Here is a 21,370-nt window from a genome sequence, read left to right on the forward strand (position 1 = left end):
AGTAACGGCCGGGGCCGCGATCCGTAAGGGTCGCGGCCCCGGCCTTCTGTCGTCCCGTTCGGGTGGTTCCGGGTGCCGGGCCTCCGGCGGGGAAGCGCCGGGAAAAGAGAAGAGCCGCGTACGGACGCCCTCACCGACGTCCGTACGCGGCGTCTCCGCCTGCCGGGGCGCTCTGCGCACCGCCCACGCCCGTCCGCGTGTCATCGCGGCCGCGGCCTCCCCGGCGGCACCGCTCCCCGTCCCCAGGGGTTCGGTGCCCGTCTTCGACCGGCCTCGGGGCCGGTGTCCTTCTTCTTCCCCTGCTCAGCGGGCGATCAGATCGGCGACGGCCTGGGCCTGGTTCGCCATCTGCTCCCACCCTCCGAAGAGCAGCACCAGCAGCACGGCGCACGGCAGGGCCATGGCCAACGCCACGGCGGGGTGCCGCGTGGGCTGCTCGGCGGACCCCGTCCGGAGGGAGGCCTGCCGACGGCGGCGGGGGGTTCCCGTGAGCTGCGGTGGCATGTCCTGGCTCCTGATCCGGTCGAGTTGGCGCGGTGGACGGCTTACCTCGGGGGACGAGCTCCCCGTCCACCGCTGAGCACAACGCTATTGGTCGGGGGCCCCTCCGGGCGTCATGCCGTCGTACTGTTCCTCGGACGTCCCGGAGGATGACGATCGGACTTGAGGCCTACTACCGCAGGGGGACAGCGGGCTCATCCGACCCCCGGGGGAACCCTGAGGGGCAACCCCGAGAGGCTCTCCGACGGCCCTGTGACCTGCAGGTCAGCGCAAGATCCGACAATCGCACGGTGGCTACGGGTGTTGCGTATCAGCACACCGCAGCGGGCAGTCCGTAAGCTGTGCCAGACAGAAACTGACGATGGCCCAACCGACGGGGCCTCACCCACCGGCTGACGGGGAACGAAACATGGCGATGATGCGGCTGAGGCGTGAGGACCCCCGCATCGTCGGGCCGTACCGCCTGCACCGGCGACTGGGCGCCGGCGGCATGGGCGTGGTCTACCTCGGCTCCGACCGCCGCGGGCAGCGCGTCGCCCTCAAGCTGATCCGCGCCGAACTCGCCGAGGACCAGGAGTTCCGCACCCGCTTCGCCCGCGAGATCGCCGCCGCCTCCCGGATCCGCGGCGGCTGCACCGCGCGCGTGGTCGGCTCGGACATCGAGACCGAACGGCCCTGGCTCGCCACCGCGTACGTCCCCGGGCCCTCGCTGTACAAGCGGGTCGGCGACGAAGGACCGCTGAACTGGCCCGAGGCGGCCCGGATCGGGGCCGCGCTGGCCGACGGACTGGTCAAGGTGCACGAGGCCGGAGTGGTCCACCGGGACCTCAAGCCCTCCAACATCCTGCTCTCGCCCCGGGGCCCGCGCATCATCGACTTCGGCATCGCGTGGTCGCGCGGCGCCAGCACCCTCACCCACGTCGGCACCGCCGTCGGCTCCCCCGGCTTCCTCGCGCCCGAGCAGGTGCGCGGGGCCGCCGTCACCCCCGCCACCGACGTCTTCGCCTTCGGGGCCACCCTCGCCTACGCGCTCACCGGGGACACCCCGTTCGGCTCCGGGGCGTCCTCCGAAGTGATGCTGTACCGGGTCGTCCACGAGGAGCCCGACCTCGCCGCCGTACCGCCGCAACTGGCGCCGCTGATCCGGGCCTGCCTGGCCAAGGAACCCGCCGAACGGCCCGGGGCCGCCGCGCTGCACGAGCGGCTCAGCGAACTGGCCGCGCGCGGGACGGCGGCCGGGGCCTCCGGCACCACCCGCGCGGCGCGAGCCGGCCGGAGCGGCCCCGCGCCGGTCCCCGCCCCGGCCCAGGCCCCGCAGGAGAACGGCCGGCCGGGCGTACCCGCCCCCGGGCGCTCGCCCGAACCACCCGCCGCGGCCCGGGCCCGAGCGGCGGCGGGCCGCCCCGGCGCGCAGGCCGCCGGGGCCGCCGGACGGCGCCCCCAGGGGCCGGGCGCCCCACTCCCCCGGCCCGAGCCGACACCGGTCACCCGACCGCTGCGGGCACGCCCGGACCGACCGCAGACCCCGCCCCCGGCCCGGCCCGGGCCCCGCGACGCCCGCGACCCCCGCGAGCGGGTGCGTCCCCGGGACCGCCAGCACACCCCCGCCCCCGGCGGGCGGCCCGGCGCCGCGCGGCAACGGCTGCTCCGGCAGCGGCTGGTCGTCTTCGTCACCGTGACCATCGGGGTGGCGCTGGCCATCGCGGCGGCCCAGGGGTGCGAGAACCGGGACAACCGGAGCGTGCGGCCACCGGCCGCGGTGGTGACCAACACCGGCTCCGGCGGCGAGCAGGCCGTGCCCGGGACATCGGCGGACGTCGCGCCGCAGACCTCGACCACCCCCCTCCCGGCAGCGGCACGCGGCGGTACGGACGGCGGGCTGACGGCCCCCCAGGCGCCGCTGCCGGCCGTGGACTGGCCCAACCGCAGCTACCCCGACGGGGCCGGCGGGCCGGCCATCGCCCTGCAGAACGGGCACTCGGTCGGCGCCGGGCCCCAGGTCGCGCTGAGCGCGGTGCTGCCGGCCCGGTACAAGGGCCTGCCGGCCGCGGTGGTCGTCCTGCGACGGGTGGAGGGCTCGGCCCCGGTCGACCTCGTCCAGCTCTACACCTTCACCGGGGACGCCCCGGCCGCCACCACCTCCCGCACCTCGGTGGCGGACCCGCAGGCGACGGCCAGCTGGCGACTGGACGGCAGCACGGTCGTCCGCGAGGAACGCGCGGCCGCCACCGGCACCGTCACCTCCACCCGCTACGCCGTCCGCCCCGACGGCACCCTCGACGAATCCTGGACCGGCGCCGCCACCACCCCGCCCCCCGCCGCCGCCCCGGCCCCGCCCACCTCCCCCACCGGCTGAAGCCTCCGGGCCGGCTCCCGGTTGTGCGGCGGCCGCTGCGAAGGCATGCGCGGGCGGGGGCATGGCGCGAGAAGTCGGACCGGCCGACTTCCGGTGCAGGGCGGTCCCGGAAGGGCGCTGCGGGCCGACAGGCGGGATAGCGGCCTCAGCGAAGCCAGTACGCGTGAGAAGTCGGGCGGGCCGACTTCCGGTGATGCGGCGGCACCTGGCGAGGCGTCGAGTGGGCAGGGCTCGGCGTGGGAAGTCGGGTGGGCCGACTCTCGGGGATGGGGCCGTGGCTGCGGTGTCAGGAGTCGGGCAGCGCGCGGGAAGTCGGGTGGGGCGACTTCTCGCGCGCCGGTGAGGGGGTCAGGGGGTGGTGACGGCGTAGAAGGCGACGGCGGCGGCGGCGCCGACGTTGAGGGAGTCGATGCCGTGGGCCATCGGGATGCGGACCGGGTGGTGGGCGGCGGCGATGGCGCGGGGGGTGAGGCCGTCGCCCTCGGCGCCGAGCATGAGGGCGGCCTTGGGGAGGCTGTGCGGGGCGAGGGTGTGGAGGTCGACGGCGGTGTCGGCGGGGGTGAGGGCGAGCAGGGTGAAGCCGGCCTCGCGGACGGTGTCGAGGGCGGCGGGCCAGGGGTCGAGGCGGGCGTACGGGACGGCGAAGACCGCGCCCATGGAGACCTTGACGGCGCGCCGGTAGAGCGGGTCGGCGCAGTCGGGCGAGAGCAGGACGGCGTCCATGCCGAGGGCGGCGGCGCTGCGGAAGATGGCGCCGAGGTTGGTGTGGTCGACCAGGCCTTCCAGGACGGCGACCCGGCGGGCGCCGGCGAGCACCTCGGCGGCGTCCGGAAGGGGCTTGCGCTCCATCGAGGCGAGGGCGCCGCGGTGCACGTGGTAGCCGGTGACGGCTTCGGCGAGGGCGGGCTCGACCACGTGGACGGGGGCGTCGGCCTCGGCGATGACGTCGCCCATCACCTCCAGCCACTTGGAGGTGAGCAGCATCGACCGCATCCGGTAGCCGGCGGCGAGGGCGCGGCGGATGACCTTCTCCCCCTCGGCGATGAAGAGGCCCTCGGCGGGTTCGCGGCGGCGGCGCAGCTCGACGTCGGTGAGGCCGGTGTAGTCGGCGAGGCGGGGGTCGGCCGGGTCGGTGATGGTGCGGGGTTCGGACACCCTGCGATCTTGCCAAGCCCGGGCGGGGAAGGCCAAACGGCGGAGGGGGCGGGTGGTCCCCGGCTGGCCGTAGTGCAAATATGACCGTATGGCCCGAAATCCGGGCCGATCCTGGGCTCCGTCGGCCTCTGGCGCCACTGGCTCCGCCGGCTCCCCCGGTGGGCGCCCACACGGTCGGCCGCAGCTGCCGCACGCGAAGCCGCGGTGGCCCGTGTGGCACCGGTCGGTGGCGGGGCAGGTGTTCGCGCTCCAGATCCTGGTCGTGCTGCTGCTGGTGGTGGCGGCCGCGGTGGCGCTGGTGGTGCAGTCGCGCAACGACGCCGAGCACGAGGCGCGCAACCGTTCGGTGGCGGTGGCGCAGACCTTCGCCAGTTCGCCGGGCATCGTCGACGCGCTGCGCTCCCCCGACCCGACGGCCGTCCTGCAGCCGAGGGCGCAGTCCGCGCGGGTCGCCGCGGGCGTGGACTTCATCGTCGTGCTGAACAACCAGGGCATCCGCTACACCCACCCGAACCCGGCGCTGATCGGCCGGAAGTTCGTCGGCACCTACGAGCCCGCGCTGCACGGGCAGGTGGTGACCCAGCGCGTCTCGGGCACGCTCGGCTCGCTGGTGCAGGCGGTGGTCCCGGTGTACGCGCCGGACGGTTCGGTGGTCGGGCTGGTCTCGGCGGGCGTGACGCTGAAGAGCGTCAGCAGCGCCAGCGAGCGCCAGCTTCCGGTGGTGCTGGGCGCGGCGGCGGCCGCGGTGGGGCTGGCCACGCTCGGGACGGCGCTGGTCAGCCGCAGGCTGCGGCGCCAGACGCACGGGCTGGGCCCGGTCGAGATGACCAGGATGTACGAGCACCACGCGGCGGTGCTGCACGCGGTGCGCGAGGGCGTGATGATCCTCGGCGGGGACGGCCGGCTGCTGCTCTGCAACGACGAGGCGCGCCGCCTGCTGGACCTGCCGCCGGACGCCGAGGGCCGCCCGGTGGCCGGGCTGGGCCTGGAGCAGCGGCCGCTGGACCTGCTGACCGCCGAGCGCCCGGTGACCGACGAGGTGGTGCTGTCCGGGGAGCGGCTGCTGGCGGTGAACGTCCGGCTGATCGACCAGCCGGGCGGCCCGCCCGGCCGGGTCGCCACGCTGCGCGACTCCACGGAGCTGGCGGCGCTGTCCGGCCGGGCGGAGCGCGCGCAGCGGCGGCTGCGGCTGCTGTACGACGCCGGGGTGACGGTGGGCAGCACGCTGGACGTGACGCGGACGGCGGAGGAGCTGGCGCAGGTCACGGTGCCGCGGTTCGCGGACTTCGTCACGGTGGACCTGGCGGACCAGGTGCTGACCGGTGAGGAGCCGCCGCCGGGCCCCTCGCTGGGGCGGATGCGCCGTACGGCGGTGACGGGGGTACGGGACGACGCGCCGTTCTACCCGGTCGGCACGGTGCTGGACGTGGTGCCAGAGACCCCGCTGGCCGGGGCGCTGCACAGCGGGGAGCCGGCCATCGAGCCGCGGCTGGCGGAGGCCGGCCGGTGGCGGGAGCAGGACCCGGAGCGGTCGGCGCGGGTGCTGGCGTACGGGGTGCACTCGCTGGTGCGGGTGCCGCTGCGGGCGCGCGGGGTGCTGCTGGGGGTGGCCCGGTTCTGGCGGGCGCAGCGGGCGGAGCCGTTCGAGGCGGAGGACCTGGCGCTGGCCGAAGAGCTGGTGGCGCACGCGGCGGTGTGCATCGACAACGCCCGCCGCTACACCCGGGAGCACGCGATGGCGGTGACGCTCCAGCACAGCCTGCTGCCGCGCAAGCTGCCGGAGCAGACGGCGCTGGACGTGGCGCACCGTTACCTGCCGGCCCAGGCCGGGGTGGGCGGGGACTGGTTCGACGTGATCCCGCTGCCGGGCGCGCGGGTGGCGCTGGTGGTCGGGGACGTGGTGGGGCAGGGGCTGCACGCGGCGGCGACGATGGGCCGGCTGCGGACGGCGATCCACAACTTCTCGACGCTGGACCTGCCGCCGGACGAGCTGCTGGGGCACCTGGACGAGCTGGTGAGCCGGATCGACCAGGACGAGGCGGCGGGCGGCGAGCGCGCCGGGGTGGCCGGGGCGACCTGCCTGTACGCGATCTACGACCCGGTGTCGCGGCGCTGCACGCTGGCCACGGCCGGGCACCCGCCGCCGGCGGTGGTGGACCCGCAGGGCCGGGTGGTGTTCCCGGAGCTGCCGACCGGGCCGCCGCTGGGGCTGGGGGTGCTGCCGTTCGAGACCGCCGAGCTGGAGCTGGCCGAGGGCAGCCGGCTGGTGCTGTACACGGACGGGCTGGTGGAGGACCGGCAGCGGGACATCGACGAGGGGCTGGAGCTGTTGCGGGCGGCGCTGGCCGGGCCGCCGCGCACGCCCGAGCAGACCTGCGCGGACGTGCTCGGGGCGATGCTGCCGGAGCACCCGCAGGACGACATCGCGCTGCTGGTGGCGCGGACCAGGGTGCTGGCGCCGGAGCAGGTGGCGCAGTGGGAGGTGCCCTCCGACCCGGCGGCGGTGCGCGAGGTCCGGGCCGCGGTGGCGGAGCGGCTGACGGCCTGGGGGCTGGCGGAGGCGGCGTTCGTCACCGAGCTGATCCTGAGCGAGCTGGTGACCAACGCGATCCGGTACGGCTCCGGGCCGATCCGGGTGCGGCTGCTGCGGGACCGTTCGCTGATCTGCGAGGTGTCGGACGGCAGCAGCACCTCGCCGCACCTGCGGTACGCGGCGACCGAGGACGAGGGCGGGCGCGGGCTGTTCCTGGTCGCGCAGTTCGCGGACCGCTGGGGGACGCGTTACACGGCGACCGGGAAGGTCATCTGGACGGAGCAGCCGCTGGAGTAGGAAGTCGGCCGGGCCGACTTCCCACTCCCCGCGGGCCTACCGCTGGAAGGCGGCCGCCAGCACGTTGACGACGTCGCCGATGACGATGACCGCCGGGGGCTTGACCCCCTCGGCCTCGACCACCGCGGCGACGGTTCCGAGGGTGGCGTCCACCCGGCGCTGGGCGGCGGTGGTGCCCTCCTGGACGATCGCGACCGGGGTGTCCGCCGGCCGGCCGTACTCGACCAGCCGGGCGGCGATCGCGCCGATCTTGTCCACGGCCATCAGCAGCACCAGGGTGCCGCTCATCCGCGCGGCGGCTTCCCAGTTGGTGAGCGAGCGCTCGTCGTCCGGGCCGACGTGGCCGGAGATGACGGTGAACTCGTGGGTCATGCCGCGGTGGGTGACGGGCACGCCGGCCGCGGCGGGGACGCTGATCGAGCTGGAGATCCCGGGCACCACGGTGACCGGCAGCCCGGCCTCCGCGCAGGCCAGCAGCTCCTCGCCGCCGCGGCCGAAGACGTACGGGTCGCCGCCCTTGAGCCGGACCACGAACTTGCCGGCCTTGGCGTGCTCGACCAGGGTGCGGTTGATCGCCTCCTGGGCCATGAACCGGCCGTACGGGATCTTGGAGGCGTCGATCACCTCGACGTGCTCGGGCAGTTCGGCGAGCAGCTCGCGCGGGGCGAGGCGGTCGGTGACGACCACGTCGGCGTCGGCGAGCAGCCGGCGGCCGCGCACGGTGATCAGGTCCGGGTCGCCGGGGCCGCCGCCGACCAGGGCCACGCCGGCCCCGTGCGAGCGGTACTGACGGGCGGCCAGCGAGCCGTCCCGCAGGCCGTCCACGATGGCGTCGCGCAGGGCCGCGGAGTGGCGAGGGTCGCCGGTGAGGACGGCCACAGTGGCGCCCGCGTCGCGGCCGCTGGCCGGGGTCCAGGCGGTGGCCGCGGCGGCGTCGTCGCTGCGGGAGCAGAACACCCGCTCGCGCTCGGCCTCGGCGCTGACCGCCGCGTTGACGGCCGGGTCGTCGGTGGCCACCAGGGCGTACCAGGTGTCGGCGAGGTCGCCGTCCCGGTACGGGCGGGCGTGCCAGGTGAGCTCGCCGGCGTCGGCCATGGCCTGGACGGCCGGGGTGGTGGCGGGCGCCACCAGGTGCAGGTCGGCGCCGGAGGCGATCAGGGCGGGCAGCCGCCGCTGGGCGACCTGGCCGCCGCCGACCACGACGACGCGGCGGCCGGCCAGCAGCAGGCCCACCGGGTAGGGGGTACGGCCCTCGGTGCTCGGGTGCGGGGTGGGCGCGGTCATCGGCGGTGCTCCTGATCGGGGATGAGGGTGTGGGGACGGTACGGCACGTCACCGCTCCGCGGTCCGGCGCGCCCTCGGGCCGGACCGCGGAGCGGTGACGGGGTGCGTCAGGCCTTCTCGGTGACCCCGGCGGAGTCGAAGGTCGCTACATCGTGCATCGCCCGGGCCGCGCTCTGCACCAGCGGCAGGGCCAGCAGGGCACCGGTGCCCTCGCCCAGCCGCAGGTCCAGGTCGATCAGCGGGCGCAGGCCGAGCTTCGCCAGCGCGGCCTGGTGGCCGGGCTCGGCGGAGCGGTGGCCGGCGATGCAGGCGGCCAGCACCTCGGGGGCGATGGCCTTGGCGGCCAGCGCGGCGGAACCGGCGATGACGCCGTCCAGGATCACCGGGGTGCGCAGCGAGGCGGCGCCCAGCAGGAAGCCGGCCAGGGCGGCGTGCTCCAGGCCGCCGACGGCGGCGAGGACGCCGATCGGGTCGCTCGGGTCGGGCTGGTGCAGGGCCAGCGCGGCGCGGATGACCTCGACCTTGCGGGCGTGGGTCTCGTCGTCGATGCCGGTGCCGCGGCCGGTGACCTCGGCCGGGTCGAGGCCGGTGAACACCGAGATCAGGGCGGCCGAGGCGGTGGTGTTGGCGATCCCCATGTCGCCGGTGACCAGTGCCTTGTTGCCCGCCGCGACCAGGTCGCGGGCGGTCTCGATGCCGACCTCGATGGCCTTGAGGGCCTCCTCGCGGGTCATCGCCGGGCCCTGGGTCATGTCGGCGGTGCCGGGGCGGACCTTGCGCGGCAGCAGGCCGGTGGCGCGGCCCTGCTGGACGGCGTCCGGCAGTTCGGCGGCGACGCCGACGTCGACGACGCAGACCTCGGTGCCGATCTGCTTGGCGAAGGAGTTGATCACCGCTCCGCCGGCCAGGAAGTTGCCGACCATCTGGGCGGTCACCTCCTGCGGCCAGGGGCTGACGCCCTGGGCGTGCACGCCGTGGTCGCCGGCGAAGATCGCCACGCAGGCGGGCTCCGGGAGCGGCGGCGGGCACTTGCGGGACAGGCCGCACAGCTGGGCGGAGATGATCTCCAGCATGCCGAGCGAGCCGGCCGGCTTGGTCATCCGCTTCTGCCGGTCCCAGGCCTCGCCGAGCGCCTTGGCGTCCAGCGGGCGGATGCCGCGCAGGGTGTCGGCGAGCAGGCTCTGCGGCTCCTCGCCGGGCAGCGCGCGGTTGCCGTACTGCTCCTCGTGGACGACCCAGGACAGCGGGCGCTTCTTGGCCCAGCCCTGCTGCTCCAGCTCGGGCTCGTCCGGGAACTCGTCGACGAAGCCGACGCACAGGTAGGCGACGACCTCCAGGTGCTCGGGCAGGCCGAGTTCGCGGACCAGCTCCTCGTCGTCGAAGAAGCTCACCCAGCCGACGCCCAGGCCCTCGGCGCGGGCGGCCAGCCAGAGGTTCTCGACGGCCAGGGCGGCCGAGTACGGGGCCATCTGCGGCTGGGTGTGCCGGCCCAGGGTGTGCCGGCCGCCGCGGGTGCGGTCGGCGGTCACCACGATGTTGACCGGGGTGTCGAGGATGGCCTCGATCTTGATTTCCTTGAACTGCTTGGCCCGGCCCTTGGGCAGCGAGTCCGCGAACGCCTCGCGCTGGCGCTCGGCCAGGGCGTGCATCCGCCTGCGGGTCTTCGCCGAGCGGATCACCACGAAGTCCCAGGGCTGCGAGTAGCCGACGCTGGGCGCGGTGTGGGCGGCCTCCAGGACGCGGATCAGCACCTCGTGCGGGATCGGGTCCGGGCGGAAGCCGTTGCGCACGTCGCGGCGCTCGCGGATCACCTGGTGGACGGCCTCGCGGCCGGCCTCGTCGTAGCCGGGGGCGGCCGGGCCGCGCGGCTCGGCGGGCTCCTCGGGCTGCGGCTCCGGCTGCTCCTCGGCGGCCTCGGCGGCGGGCTGCTCCTCGGCCACGGGCTGCTCCTCGGTGGCCTCGGCGGCTTCGGCGGGCTCCGTGGCCTCGCCGGCTTCGGCGACCTCGGCGACCTCGCCGGACTCGACGGACTCGACGGTCCCGGCGGCGGGCTGCTCGGCCTGGGGCTGCTCGGCGGCTTCGGCGGCGGCCTCGGCGGCCTGCTCCTGGACGGGCTCCGCCTCGGCGGCGGGCTCCTCGACGGCGACGGGCTGCTCAGCGGCGGCCTCGGGCTCGGCCGGGGCCTGCGCCTGCTCGGCGGCCGGCTCCGCGGGGGCCTCGGCCTCCGGAACGGCGGCGACGGGCTGCTCGGCGACGGCCTCGGCGGGCGCGGCAACCTCGGCGGCCTCGGCGGCGGGCTCCTCGACGGCTTCGGCGGGCTGCGCCGCCTCCGCCTCGGGGGCGGCCTCGGCCGGAACCTCGGCGGCCGGCTCGACAGCTGCGGCGGCGTCGGCCTCCGCCGGCGCCTCCACGGGCTGCTCCGCGACCGGCTCGGCGACGGCCTCGGCCGGGACCTCGGCCGGGACCTCGGCCTGCTGCTGCGGCTGCTCGCCCTCGGCGGCGGGCTCGGTGACGGCCTGGCCGGAGGGCATCTCACCGGTGCCCGCGGCGGTCTCCGCCACCGGCTCGGCGACGGCCTCCGACACGGCCTCGGCCGGGACCTCGGCCTGCTGCGCGGCCTCGGCGACCTCAGCGGCTTCGGCAACCGGGGCGGACTCGGCGCCCGCCACGGCCTCGGCGACGTGAGCAGCCTCGACGACCTCGACGGCCTGCGGCGCGTCGGCGGCCGCTATGGGCGCGGGCTGCTGCGGGGCCGTCTCCTCGACGACCGGAGCCTGCCCGGCCGCCCCGACCTTGGGCAGGCCGTGCGGAGTGGGCGCGGCGAGGAAGGCGGAGATCCGGCGCGGCTGACCGGCCGGGGCCGCGGCCTCGGGCTGCTCGGCGGGCACGGCGGCGCCGTCGGCGGCAGCGCCCTCGACGGCGACGGCCTCAGGAGCGGCGGGGGCGACGGCGGTCTCGGCGGCCACGGGCTCGGCGACGGGTGCGTCGGCCGCCTCGGCCACCGGCTGGGCGGCCTCGGCCGGAGCCGGCTCGGCCACGGGGGCCTGCGGCGCGGCCGCGACGGCGGTCTCCACGACCTCGGCGGCCTGAGGGGCCTGCGGGGCCTGGGGAGCCGTCACGTCCTGCACGGGCTGCGCCGGGACGGCCTCCGACGTCTCGACGACCTCGATCACCTCGATCACCTCGATCGCCCCGACCGTCTCGACGGCCAGCACGGTCTCGACCGGCGGCACGCCGAGCGGCACCTGCTGGGCCCCGTGGGCCTGCGGAGCCTGCTGGACCTGCTGGGCCTGCGGGAAGTCCTGCGCCTGCGGCAGCTGCTGCCCCTCCACGACCGGGGCCGCCGGAGCGACCGGGACGGCCTGCGGCGCGACGGCCGGAGCCGGAGCCGCGGCCTCGGCCATCGGCGGGCGGCCGACCACCGGGATGCCGTGCGCCGGCGTGCCGCCCTGCGAGGGGCCGCGGTCGGCCAGCGAGCGGACCGGCACCTGGCCGGTCATCAGCGACGGGTCCGGGATCGGCGGACCGGCGTGCAGCGGCCGGCGCGGCTGCTGAGCCTGCGTCATCGGCTGCTGCGGCTGCTGGACGGGGTGCTGCTGGACGCCGTGCTCGGCGCCGAGCACCGGCGGGTCCACCGGCGGCCAGGACGGCTCGACCGGCGTGCCGTCATGCTGCGGCGCGAGCGGCACCTGCTCGGCCGGGACGGCCGCGAGCGGCTCGCCCCAGGAGCCCTGCGGACCGGGCATCAGCAGCACGTCGTCCTCGTCGTCCAGGCCGTCCGGCGTGTCGGGCTGGTCGAGGAAGTGGAAGGCCGGGCGCGGGGCGCCCTGGTCGACGCCCCAGCCCTCGCCGGGCTGGCCGGGCTGCGGCACGCCGGGAACGCCGTAGCCGTACTGGCCCTGCGGCGGGATGCCGCCCGCGCCCGGGGGCACCGCGCCGGGGACACCGCCGATCGGGGCCGCCGGGTTGGGGATCGCCCCGCCGTCCGTCGCGACGCCCTGGAGGGGTGCAACGCCCGCGACGCCCTCCGGTCCGCCGAGCGGGCCCGGCCCGCCGTGCAGGTGCTCCGGCATTCCCTCGCCCGGAACGTGGCCGCCATCGGTCATTGTCAAAGCTCCTTCCAGGCCGCTGCCGCGCCCTCGGCGACACGATCACCGATCGCAGCGCCCATCCGCACGGGCCGAACCAGCACCGGCCCGCCCCTAACCACACGCGGCCGCCGCGCCGTGGCGCTGCGGCCCAAGTCCATCCGGCGCGCTGCGGCACCCCGGTCCGGCGCACCGCCCGTAGGGGGCGGCGCATCGTCTGAAACAACGACAACCCGGAGCAACCGGCACGACCGCACCGGACCCTACGGCATTCTCCAGGTCCGGCACGAGGCCCGTCGAATTGCCCACACTTCGAGCGGAACCGGATTGCACCGCGTCAAAAAGGTGACAAACCGACTGAATCGGGTGGGTCGCCTACCCTTGCAGTCGCCCAGGACGTCACACTACCGGCACCGCGCGGTCACCTCTCGAATCGGTGTCCGGATGCGACCTGGATCACCGTCGGCGCCACCGGACGATCCCGGCGCGGGCCCCGGACGGGCCCACGGCCTTCACACGATCTGCTCACCCCAGAGGACCAGCGCGCCGGTTCCGCCCGCTCCCAGCGCCAGCCCGTCGCCCTCCCCGACCGGCCGCAACGGGCTCGCCTGGAGCAGCGCGCCGTCCGCCCGGTAGCCGGCCCCGGCGATCGCCCGGTGGACCTCCTCGGCCTCGGTGAGGGTCCGGGGCAGCGCGACGAACCGTTCGGGCCGGCGGGCCAGCACCGCGCGCACCACGTCGAGGCCGCCGGACTCCACCACCGCCGCGTCCGGTTCCGGCAGGCCGCCCAGCACCTCGGGGCCGCTCCCGTACACCGCCTCCACCTCGACGCCGTAGCGGCGGGCGTTGACGGTCAGCCGGGCGCAGGCCGAGCGGGAGCCCTCGACCGCGACGACGGCGGCGCCGAACCGGGCCGCCTCCACCGCGAGGGCGCCGCTGCCGGCGCCGACCGACCAGACCAGGTCCCCGGGGCGGGCGCCGAGCCGGGCCAGCACCAGGGCGCGCACGTGGGCGGGGAGCGCCTCCGGTGCGCCCGGCTCGCCTTCCGTGCGCCCGGCGCCCGCGTAGGCGTCACCGGGGAGCGCCCAGCCGCGTTCCACGCCGGGGTAGCCGACCGGGCGCCCGGCGAGCCAGCCGGCCGCCTCGTCCACCGCCCCCGTCCGGGCGCCGCCGCCGATCACCAGCACCACGTTGGGGTCGCGCCACACGTGGTCGGCGATCCGGTCGGAGGTGAGGACGGTGACGTCCTCGTCGGGGGTGCCGAGGGCCTCGCAGACCACGAAGGTCCGGTGCACCCCGCGCAGCATCAGGGCGAGTTCGGCGGGCCCGGCGCCCGGCGCGGTGAGCACCGCGACCTTGGGGTGGGCCCGGCAGATGTTGGCCGCGCGGCGCAGCCGTCCGCCGTGCGCGCTGACCACCTGGGCGTCCTCCCAGGGCATGCCGGCCCGGGCGAAGGCGGCGGCCACCGAGGAGACGGCGGGCAGCACCTCCAGTTCGAGGCCGTACTCGGGGCGGCGCAGGGTGCGCACCACCCCGAAGAACCCCGGGTCGCCCTCGGCGACCACGACGGCGGCGCCGCGGTGCTCGGCGATCCTGCGGGCGGCCTGCCGGACGTTGCCGAGGGCGATCCGTTCGGCGGCCTCCGGCACCGGGAGGGCGTTCAGTTGGTAGGGGGCGCCGGCGACCAGGGTCGCCGCGGCCAGGGCCGCGCCGGCGGCCTCGGTCAGCGGTGTGCCGTCCCACCCGATGACCGTGATCCGGTCAGCCATCTGCGGCCGTTCTCCCTCGACTCGGTGCGCCACTCGATCCGCCGTCGTGCGGCACCGGTCCAGAGGCTACCGGGTGCGGTCGGCCGGAGCCCGACATCTCGCACACATGTCCGCGCCGGGTGAACAGGCGGCGTGTCTCAGTCGCGCAGCACGTAGCGGTGGTCGCCGTGCCAGCCCTCGCGGTGCAGCTCGGGGGACTCCAGGTCCTCCGGGAGCAGGCTCCACAGGATGAGGTCGCTGCGGCTGTCCTGAAGCACCTCGCCGGACTCCCCGCGGACTATCCAGGCGCTGCGCAGCACGCCCTCGCTGATGCCGCCGATCTTCTGGGCGACCTGCTGGGCGGCGGTGTTCCCGGCGGCGGTGCGCAGTTCCAGGCGCAGGAAGCCGCGGTCCTCGAACAGCCACTGGGCGACGCCGAGGACGGCCTCCGGGGCGTAGCCCTCGCCGCGCGCCCAGACGGCGGTGACGTAGGAGATCTCCGTGCTGCGCAGCCGCCAGTCGGTGTTGCGCAGCTCGACCAGGCCGACCAGGCGCTGGGTGAGGTGCTCGGTGACGGCGAAGACGATGCCGCGGCCGGCGGCCCGGTGGGCGGGGGCGAGGGTGCGGGCGAGTTCGGCCGCGTACTCCTCAGTGAAGGGGTGCGGCAGGTCCGTCCAGGCGAGCACGAGGTCGTCGGCCATCATCGTGGCCAGGCCGGGGGCGTCGTCCTCCGCAAGGGGTCGCAGCAGCAGCCGTTCGGTGCTGATGGCGGTCTCGGGGAAGCTCGCTGCCATGCCGTCTCTCCTCGCCGGGTCGTGAACACAACACCGTACGCCTCCGGCGTGCCCCGGGTGCCACGCGGTGCGCTGCCCGCACGACGGTACGTCAGAACGCGGTCGGTCGGAGTGTCCCTGCTGCATACTGCCCGACCGGGCCCCCGTCGCGGTGCGGTGGGGGCCCGGTCGGGCGTTACGAGGTATGACCGTACGACGATCAGAAGGCCGGGATGACCGAGCCCTGGAAGGTGTCGTCGATGTACTTCTTGACCTCGTCGGAGTGCAGCAGCTCGGCCAGCTTCTTGACCCGCGGGTCGTTCTCCTTGCCCTTCTTGACGGCGAGGATGTTGGCGTACGGGTTGCCCTCGGCCTTCTCCAGCACCAGGGCGTCGGTGGCCGGCTTCAGGCCGGAGTCGATCGCGTAGTTGCCGTTGATGACGGCGGCGTCGAGGTCGGCGACGGAGCGGGGCAGCTGGGCGGCCTCCAGCTCCTTCCACTTGAAGTTCTTCGGGTTGCCGGTCACGTCCGCCGGGGTGGCGGTGGTGGTGACGCCGTCCTTGAGGGTGATCAGCTTGTTGTCGGCGAGCAGCTTGAGCGCCCGGCCCTCGTTGGTGGCGTCGTTCGGCAGGCCGATGGTGGCGCCGTCCGCGAGGTCGCCGATCGCCTTGACCTTCTTGGAGTAGAGGCCCAGCGGCTCCAGGTGCACGGGCTCGACCGACACGATGTTCGTGCCGTGCTTCTTGTTGAAGTCCTCCAGGTACGGGACGTGCTGGAAGTAGTTGGCGTCGGCCGAACCGTCCTGCACCGCCGTGTTGGGGGTCACGTAGTCGGTGACCTCCTTGATGTCGAGCTTGAGGCCCGCCTTCTCCGCGAGGTTGTCCTTGACGTACTTCAGGATCTGGCCGTGCGGGGTGGGGCTGGCCACGACCTTCAGCGGCGCGTTCGCGTCCGAGGAAGAGGAGGAGCCCGAGCTGCCGCAGGCGGCGAGCGAGAGGGCGACGCCGGCGGTGGCGAGGATGCTGGTGAACTTCAGGGCGTTGCGCACGAAAAGTGCCTTTCTGCGTGGAACGGGGAGCCGCGTCCGGGGTCGGACGAGGGAGGTCTAGGAGGCGGCGAGGTCCTTGTCGGGAGCCGCCGGGGTGCGGCCGAGCAGCCGCGTCCGGCCGCCGGTGCGGCCGCGGTGGGTCAGCCGCCGGACGGCGAAGTCGCCGATCAGCTGGACGGCGGTGACGATGATCACCAGCTCGGCCACGATGACCCACATGAAGGCGGTCTCGAAGCGCTGGTAGCCGTAGTTGACGGCGAGGGTGCCGAGGCCGCCGCCGCCGACGGTGCCGGCCATCGCGGAGTAGCTGACCAGGGTGATGACCGTGGTGGTGACCGAGGCCACGATGCCGGGCAGGGCCTCGGGCAGCAGGGTCTTGCGGACGATCGTCCAGGTGCTGCCGCCCATCGACTGGACCGCCTCGACCAGTCCCCGGTCGACCTCGCGGACGGAGGTCTCGACCAGGCGGGCGAAGAACGGGATGGCGCCGATGGTCAGCGGCACGGTCGCCGCCTGCCAGCCGATGGAGGTGCCGACCAGCCAGCGGGTGAAGGAGATCAGCGCGATCATCAGGATGATGAACGGCACCGAACGGGCGATGTTCACGACGAAGCCGATGGCCTTGTTGACGGCCCGGTTGGCCAGCAGGCCGCCCTTGTCGGTGAGCACCAGGAGCACGCCCAGCGGCAGGCCGAGCAGCACGGTGACGAGCGCGGACACCCCGACCATCTGGAAGGTCTCCTGGGTGGCGGGCCACATCAGCTCCCACATCTGGTCCCAGGTCATGCCACCGCTCCGTTCGCCGTACCGATCACGTCCACCTGCAGGCCCTGCTCGCGCAGGTAGCCGATCGGCACCACGTTGTCCTGGTGGCCGCCCGGCAGCTCGACCCGCATCCGGCCGACCATCCGGCCGGCGATGGTCTCCACCGCGGCGCCGAGGATGTTGATGTCGATCTGGTAGGTGCGGGCGAGCTGGGAGACGAACGGCTGGGCCGAGCTGTCGCCCTGGAAGGTGATCTCCAGCACGGTCGAGCCGGGGTGGCCGGTGCCGAACTCGCTGAGCGGGAACAGCTCGCGGGCCAGCTCCGAGCCGGGCTTGGCCAGCAGGTCGGTCAGCTCGCCGGACTCCACCACCCGGCCGCCGCGCATCAGGGCGGCGGAGTCGCAGACGGACTTGATGACGTCCATCTCGTGGGTGATCAGCAGGACGGTGAGGCCCAGCTGCTGGTTGAGGTCGCGCAGCAGCTTGAGGATCGAGCGGGTGGTCTCCGGGTCGAGCGCCGAGGTGGCCTCGTCGGAGAGCAGCACCTTCGGGTCGCCGGCCAGTGCGCGGGCGATGCCGACGCGCTGCTTCTGGCCGCCGGAGAGCTGGTTGGGGTAGCTGCGGGCCTTGTCGCCGAGGCCGACCAGCTCCAGCAGCTCGGCGGCCTTGCGGCGGCGCTCGGTGCGGTCCAGGCCGACGATCTCCAGCGGGAGCTCGACGTTCTGCTGCACCGTCCGCGAGGAGAGCAGGTTGAAGTGCTGGAAGACCATGCCGATCCGGCGGCGGGCCTCGCGCAGTTCGCGGCCGGCCCGGTTCTCGCCGCCGGACAGCGCGGTCAGCTCGACCCCGTCCACGGTGACCGTGCCGGAGGTCGGGCGCTCCAGCATGTTCACGCAGCGGATGAGGGTGGACTTGCCGGCACCGCTGGTGCCGACGACTCCGTAGACCTCGCCCGGGCGGACGTGCAGGTCGACACCGGCGAGGGCGGTCACCTCGCGGCCTCGGGAACGGTAGACCTTCGTCAGGTCCGTGGTGGTGATCACAGCGGCTTTCCGTGGGTCGGGGGCGGGCGGCGTGGTCCGACCGCCCGACCGGCTTGCGGCCGGCGGCGGCGTTACGGCGCTGCGCCGGGAGGGTCCGGACCTGCCGCCCCTTGATCGTGGCCGCTGGACGGCCGGGCCGCGCGACGGCGTGGCCCTAACGAGTCACCCGGGCCCGCGGGTCGGCGGGCACGGCAAAGGGAGGGGTCCGGGAGGAGGGGCGCGCTCGCACGGGCGGGAGCGGCGCCGGAGTCTCGCTTCGGGGCGCGAGGAGGAGGCGCCCTCAGCGGGGCGCCGGGGGCGGTGGCCCTCAGCAGTGACACATTCGACGACACATGGCACGCTCACCTGCCGGCAGGGTGCCGGTGGGGGTCCAGTTCGTCGTCGCAGTCATGTGAGCCAGTAAAACAGATGGGTTGATTCCTGCCCAATTGTTTCCCGAAGCTGTCCGCATTGCGGACACTCACCACCGTTGACCAGCGCGGATACGGCTCGGCGCCGCCACCGGTGGTCCGGATGGTGGCGGCGCCGGGAAAGCGCGGGGGCGGCGGGCTCAGGCCGTCGCGGCGAGCGGCTCGGCGGCCGCCTTCTCCAGGTGGACGAAGCTCAGCCGGGTGCTGACCTGCTCGACCCGGGTCTGACGGTACCCCTGCCGAGCGTACAGCCGCAGGTTGCCCAGGCTGCGGTGGCCGGTGAACAGCCGGTAGGCGCTCACCCGGCCGTCCTGGGCCAGGCGGCGCTCCAGCGCGTCCAGCAGGCGGCCGCCGAGGCCGTGGCGCTGCATCCGCGGATGGACCACCAGGCGCCCTATCCGGCCGACGCCGTCGGCGCCGACGTGGCCGCGGACGGTGCCGACCACCTCGTCGCCCAGCCGGGCGACCAGGAAGTGCTGCTCGGACAGTTCGGCGCGCAGGCTCTCCAGGCTCTGCGTCAGGGGCTCGATCGCCCAGTCGCCGTACAGCTCGGCCTCGGGCTGGTAGCCGAGGTACTGGAGCTTGAGGATCTGCTCCGCGTCCTCGGCCTCCGCGGCCGAGATGATCACGCTCATGCCCATGTGGAGGGGCCTCCCCAGTCGTCGTGCGCGGCGCGCGGAGGGTAGGCGCGCTCACGCTCAGTATCCGAGTGATCGCGCCACCGTCAAGGGCTGCGTTCGCCAGCGCTCTACCCGGGTGTCAGCTTCCCTCAACCTTCGCGGGGGCGGACGTGAGGAGGGTCACCTCCCGTGCCGCACACGTTCCGCTCGGTCGCACGGGCTTGCGCTCAGGGGTAGCGCTCGGTGTGGAGCAGCATCCGCAGGCAGGCCAGGCAGCGGGAGCGGGTGGGGCCGATCGAGCCGCGCGGCATGCCGAGCCGCTCGGAGAGCTCACGGTAGGTGGGCGGCGGATCCTCGGCGAGCGCGGCCATCAGCTGCGGACAGCGGCCGGGCAGGGCGGCGACGGTCTCGCGGACCGCGCGGCGGCGACACTCGTCGAGGTAGACGTCCTCGGCGGAGGGGGCGAAGGGGAGGGCGGTGCACACACCGTGCATGACGGCCCGGGGCGGGGCCGGTTACGCCCGGGCCGGGGCACGGACGCGGGAGGGGCGCGCCGGTCGGACCGCCGCGCCCCTCCCCCGTCGCGCCGGGGATCGGCCCCGTCGCGGGGGCTCGGCCCCTCGTCCGGGACCGGCCCCGCCGTCCGGGATCAGCCCCGCGCCCACTCCTGCTGCCGCGCCAGGTCCGCCTTCACCTCGGCGAGCTGGACCGCGACCGCCGAGGGGGCCGTTCCGCCGCGCCCGTCGCGGGAGGCGATGGCGCCGTGGACGCTGAGCACCGAGCGCACCTCGGGCGTCAGGTGCCCGGAGATCGCGGCGAACTGCTCGTCCGTCAGGTCGGACAGCTCGATGCCCTCGGCCTCGCAGACCTTGACGCAGGCGCCGGCCACCTCGTGCGCGACCCGGAACGGCACGCCCTGCTTGACCAGCCACTCGGCGATGTCGGTGGCGAGCGAGAAGCCGGCCGGGGCCAGCTCCTCCAGCCGCTCCCGGTGCACGGTGAGGGTGGCCATCATCCCGGTGAACGCGGGCAGCAGCACCTCCAGCGTGTCGCAGGAGTCGAAGACCGGCTCCTTGTCCTCCTGGAGGTCCCGGTTGTAGGCGAGCGGCAGCGCCTTGAGGGTGGCCAGCAGGCCGGTCAGGTTGCCGATCAGCCGGCCGGACTTGCCCCGGGCGAGCTCGGCGATGTCCGGGTTCTTCTTCTGCGGCATGATCGAGGAGCCGGTGGAGAAGGCGTCGTGCAGCGTGATGAAGCCGAACTCCTTGGTGTTCCAGATGATCACCTCCTCCGCGATCCGGGAGAGGTTGATGCCGACCATCGCGGTCACGAAGGCGAACTCGGCGACGAAGTCGCGCGAGGCGGTGCCGTCGATGGAGTTGCCGACCGAGCCGCCCTCGAAGCCGAGGTCGGCGGCGACGGCCTGCGGGTCGAGGCCGAGCGAGGAGCCGGCCAGCGCGCCGGAGCCGTACGGCGAGACGGCGGTGCGGGCGTCCCACTGGCGCAGCCGCTCGGCGTCCCGGCCGAGGGCCTGCACGTGCGCGAGGACGTGGTGGGCGAAGAGCACCGGCTGGGCGTGCTGGAGGTGGGTGCGGCCGGGCATCGCGGTGTCCGGGTGCGCCTCGGCGAGGCCGACCAGGGCCTGCTGGAGGTCGAGCAGCAGGCCGCCGATGGTCTTCGCGTGGTCCCGCAGGTACATCCGGAACAGGGTGGCGATCTGGTCGTTGCGCGAGCGCCCGGCCCGCAGCTTGCCGCCGAGGTCGGGGCCGAGGCGCTCCAGCAGGCCGCGCTCCAGGGCGGTGTGCACGTCCTCGTCGGCGACGGTGCCGGTGAAGGTGCCCGCCTCGACGTCGGCGAGCAGCTCGTCCAGGCCGGCCAGCATGCCGGCCAGCTCCTCGTCGGAGAGCAGGCCGGCCTTGTGCAGGACCCGGGCGTGGGCCTTGGAGCCGGCGATGTCGTACGGCGCGAGGCGCCAGTCGAAGTGGACCGAGGCCGAGAGCCTGGCCAGCGCCTCGGACGGGCCGTCGGCGAAGCGCGCACCCCAGAGGCGGACGTCGGAGGACTGCTCGGCGGTCATCGCGGTGGCTCCTTCATGCATGTGCAGTGGGTGGCATAAGTATGCACGACGCCGTATGAAACACAAAACCCCGGCCGGACGGTCTCCGTCGGCCGGGGTTTCGCGCGTTCGAGGTGCTACTGCGCCTTCGCCTGGGCGAGTTGCATGAGGTGGTCGGCGAGCGCCTGCCCGCCGGCCGGGTCCCGGCTGATCAGCAGGACGGTGTCGTCGCCGGCGATGGTGCCGATGATCTCGAACACCTCGGCCTGGTCGATCGCCGAGGCCAGGAACTGGGCGGCGCCCGGCGGGGTGCGCAGCACCACCAGGTTGCCGGAGGCCGTCGCGGAGACCATGAGCTCGCCGGCCAGCCGGGCCATCCGGCCCTCACTGGCCGACTCGCCCATCGGCGCGCGCGGCGTGCGGTCGCCGCCCTCGGCCGGGACGGCGTAGATCAGCGCGCCGTCCCGGTTGCGGATCTTGACCGCGCCCAGCTCGTCCAGGTCCCGGGAGAGGGTGGCCTGGGTGACCACGAGTCCGTCGTCGGCGAGCAGCTTGGCGAGCTGGCTCTGCGAACGCACGGGCTGGCGGGTGAGCAGGTCCACGATCCGCCGGTGGCGCGCGGTGCGGGTCTGCGGGACCTGCGGCGTCGGGCCTGCGGCGGACGGGCCGGAGTGGGAAGCGGTCATGTGATTATTC

At 75.0% G+C, this 21,370-nt stretch carries 14 protein-coding genes and 1 pseudogene; 2 read left to right on the forward strand and 13 right to left on the reverse strand.

Annotated features, from left to right (window positions below; genetic code table 11):
• Positions 1-303 precede the first annotated feature (303 nt).
• Positions 304-504, reverse strand: a complete 201-nt coding sequence (locus ACWDD9_RS05630) for a hypothetical protein (protein ID WP_049656200.1) — start codon at positions 502-504, stop codon at positions 304-306.
• A 406-nt stretch (positions 505-910) separates the two neighbouring features.
• Between ACWDD9_RS05630 and ACWDD9_RS05635 the strand changes: the two are divergent.
• Positions 911-2,224: pseudogene (locus ACWDD9_RS05635) on the forward strand (protein kinase domain-containing protein); the annotation flags it as partial.
• Between the two features lie 981 nt (positions 2,225-3,205).
• Here ACWDD9_RS05635 and ACWDD9_RS05640 read toward each other — a convergent pair.
• Positions 3,206-4,012, reverse strand: a complete 807-nt coding sequence (locus ACWDD9_RS05640) for a TrmH family RNA methyltransferase (RefSeq protein WP_049658657.1) — start codon at positions 4,010-4,012, stop codon at positions 3,206-3,208.
• Positions 4,013-4,100: 88 nt separating this feature from the next.
• On the opposite strand from ACWDD9_RS05640, the gene ACWDD9_RS05645 reads away from it, so the two are divergent.
• Positions 4,101-6,842, forward strand: a complete 2,742-nt coding sequence (locus ACWDD9_RS05645) for a SpoIIE family protein phosphatase (protein ID WP_449810859.1) — start codon at positions 4,101-4,103, stop codon at positions 6,840-6,842.
• Positions 6,843-6,878: 36 nt separating this feature from the next.
• Here the strand turns inward: ACWDD9_RS05645 and cobA are convergent, their stop codons facing one another.
• The 11 genes from cobA to ACWDD9_RS05700 form a co-directional block, all read right to left on the reverse strand.
• A complete protein-coding gene (gene cobA / locus ACWDD9_RS05650; RefSeq protein WP_380779124.1) occupies positions 6,879-8,126 on the reverse strand; it encodes a uroporphyrinogen-III C-methyltransferase in 1,248 nt (415 codons plus the stop codon).
• A 107-nt stretch (positions 8,127-8,233) separates the two neighbouring features.
• Positions 8,234-12,232 (reverse strand): nicotinate-nucleotide--dimethylbenzimidazole phosphoribosyltransferase, encoded by a 3,999-nt coding sequence (gene cobT / locus ACWDD9_RS05655; protein ID WP_449810860.1) that lies wholly within the window; start codon positions 12,230-12,232, stop codon positions 8,234-8,236.
• A gap of 494 nt (positions 12,233-12,726) precedes the next feature.
• Positions 12,727-13,983 (reverse strand): precorrin-6y C5,15-methyltransferase (decarboxylating) subunit CbiE, encoded by a 1,257-nt coding sequence (gene cbiE, locus ACWDD9_RS05660; protein ID WP_107418731.1) that lies wholly within the window; start codon positions 13,981-13,983, stop codon positions 12,727-12,729.
• A gap of 137 nt (positions 13,984-14,120) precedes the next feature.
• Positions 14,121-14,756 carry a GNAT family N-acetyltransferase gene (locus ACWDD9_RS05665; RefSeq protein ID WP_049652062.1) on the reverse strand — a complete coding sequence of 212 codons (636 nt, stop codon included), beginning with the start codon at positions 14,754-14,756 and terminating at the stop codon, positions 14,121-14,123.
• A gap of 199 nt (positions 14,757-14,955) precedes the next feature.
• The gene (locus ACWDD9_RS05670; RefSeq protein WP_074002360.1) at positions 14,956-15,783 is read right to left on the reverse strand and encodes a MetQ/NlpA family ABC transporter substrate-binding protein; all 828 of its coding nucleotides are present in this window, start codon (positions 15,781-15,783) and stop codon (positions 14,956-14,958) included.
• Between the two features lie 57 nt (positions 15,784-15,840).
• Positions 15,841-16,569 carry a methionine ABC transporter permease gene (locus ACWDD9_RS05675; RefSeq protein ID WP_449810861.1) on the reverse strand — a complete coding sequence of 243 codons (729 nt, stop codon included), beginning with the start codon at positions 16,567-16,569 and terminating at the stop codon, positions 15,841-15,843.
• Entirely contained in the window at positions 16,566-17,591 is a 1,026-nt protein-coding gene (locus ACWDD9_RS05680; protein ID WP_074002359.1) for a methionine ABC transporter ATP-binding protein, read from the reverse strand. The genes ACWDD9_RS05675 and ACWDD9_RS05680 overlap by 4 nt, the downstream gene beginning before the upstream one ends.
• Before the next feature lie 550 nt (positions 17,592-18,141).
• Positions 18,142-18,642, reverse strand: a complete 501-nt coding sequence (locus tag ACWDD9_RS05685) for a GNAT family N-acetyltransferase (RefSeq protein ID WP_049652066.1) — start codon at positions 18,640-18,642, stop codon at positions 18,142-18,144.
• A gap of 206 nt (positions 18,643-18,848) precedes the next feature.
• Entirely contained in the window at positions 18,849-19,106 is a 258-nt protein-coding gene (locus ACWDD9_RS05690; protein ID WP_053112078.1) for a sigma-70 RNA polymerase sigma factor region 4 domain-containing protein, read from the reverse strand.
• A 164-nt stretch (positions 19,107-19,270) separates the two neighbouring features.
• Complete coding sequence (gene argH, locus ACWDD9_RS05695; protein WP_117487176.1) at positions 19,271-20,695, reverse strand: argininosuccinate lyase; 1,425 nt, start codon at positions 20,693-20,695, stop codon at positions 19,271-19,273.
• Between the two features lie 116 nt (positions 20,696-20,811).
• Positions 20,812-21,360, reverse strand: a complete 549-nt coding sequence (locus tag ACWDD9_RS05700) for an arginine repressor (RefSeq protein ID WP_049652068.1) — start codon at positions 21,358-21,360, stop codon at positions 20,812-20,814.
• Between the last annotated feature and the right edge of the window lie 10 nt (positions 21,361-21,370).

This window comes from Kitasatospora sp. NPDC001119 (genome assembly GCF_053598475.1).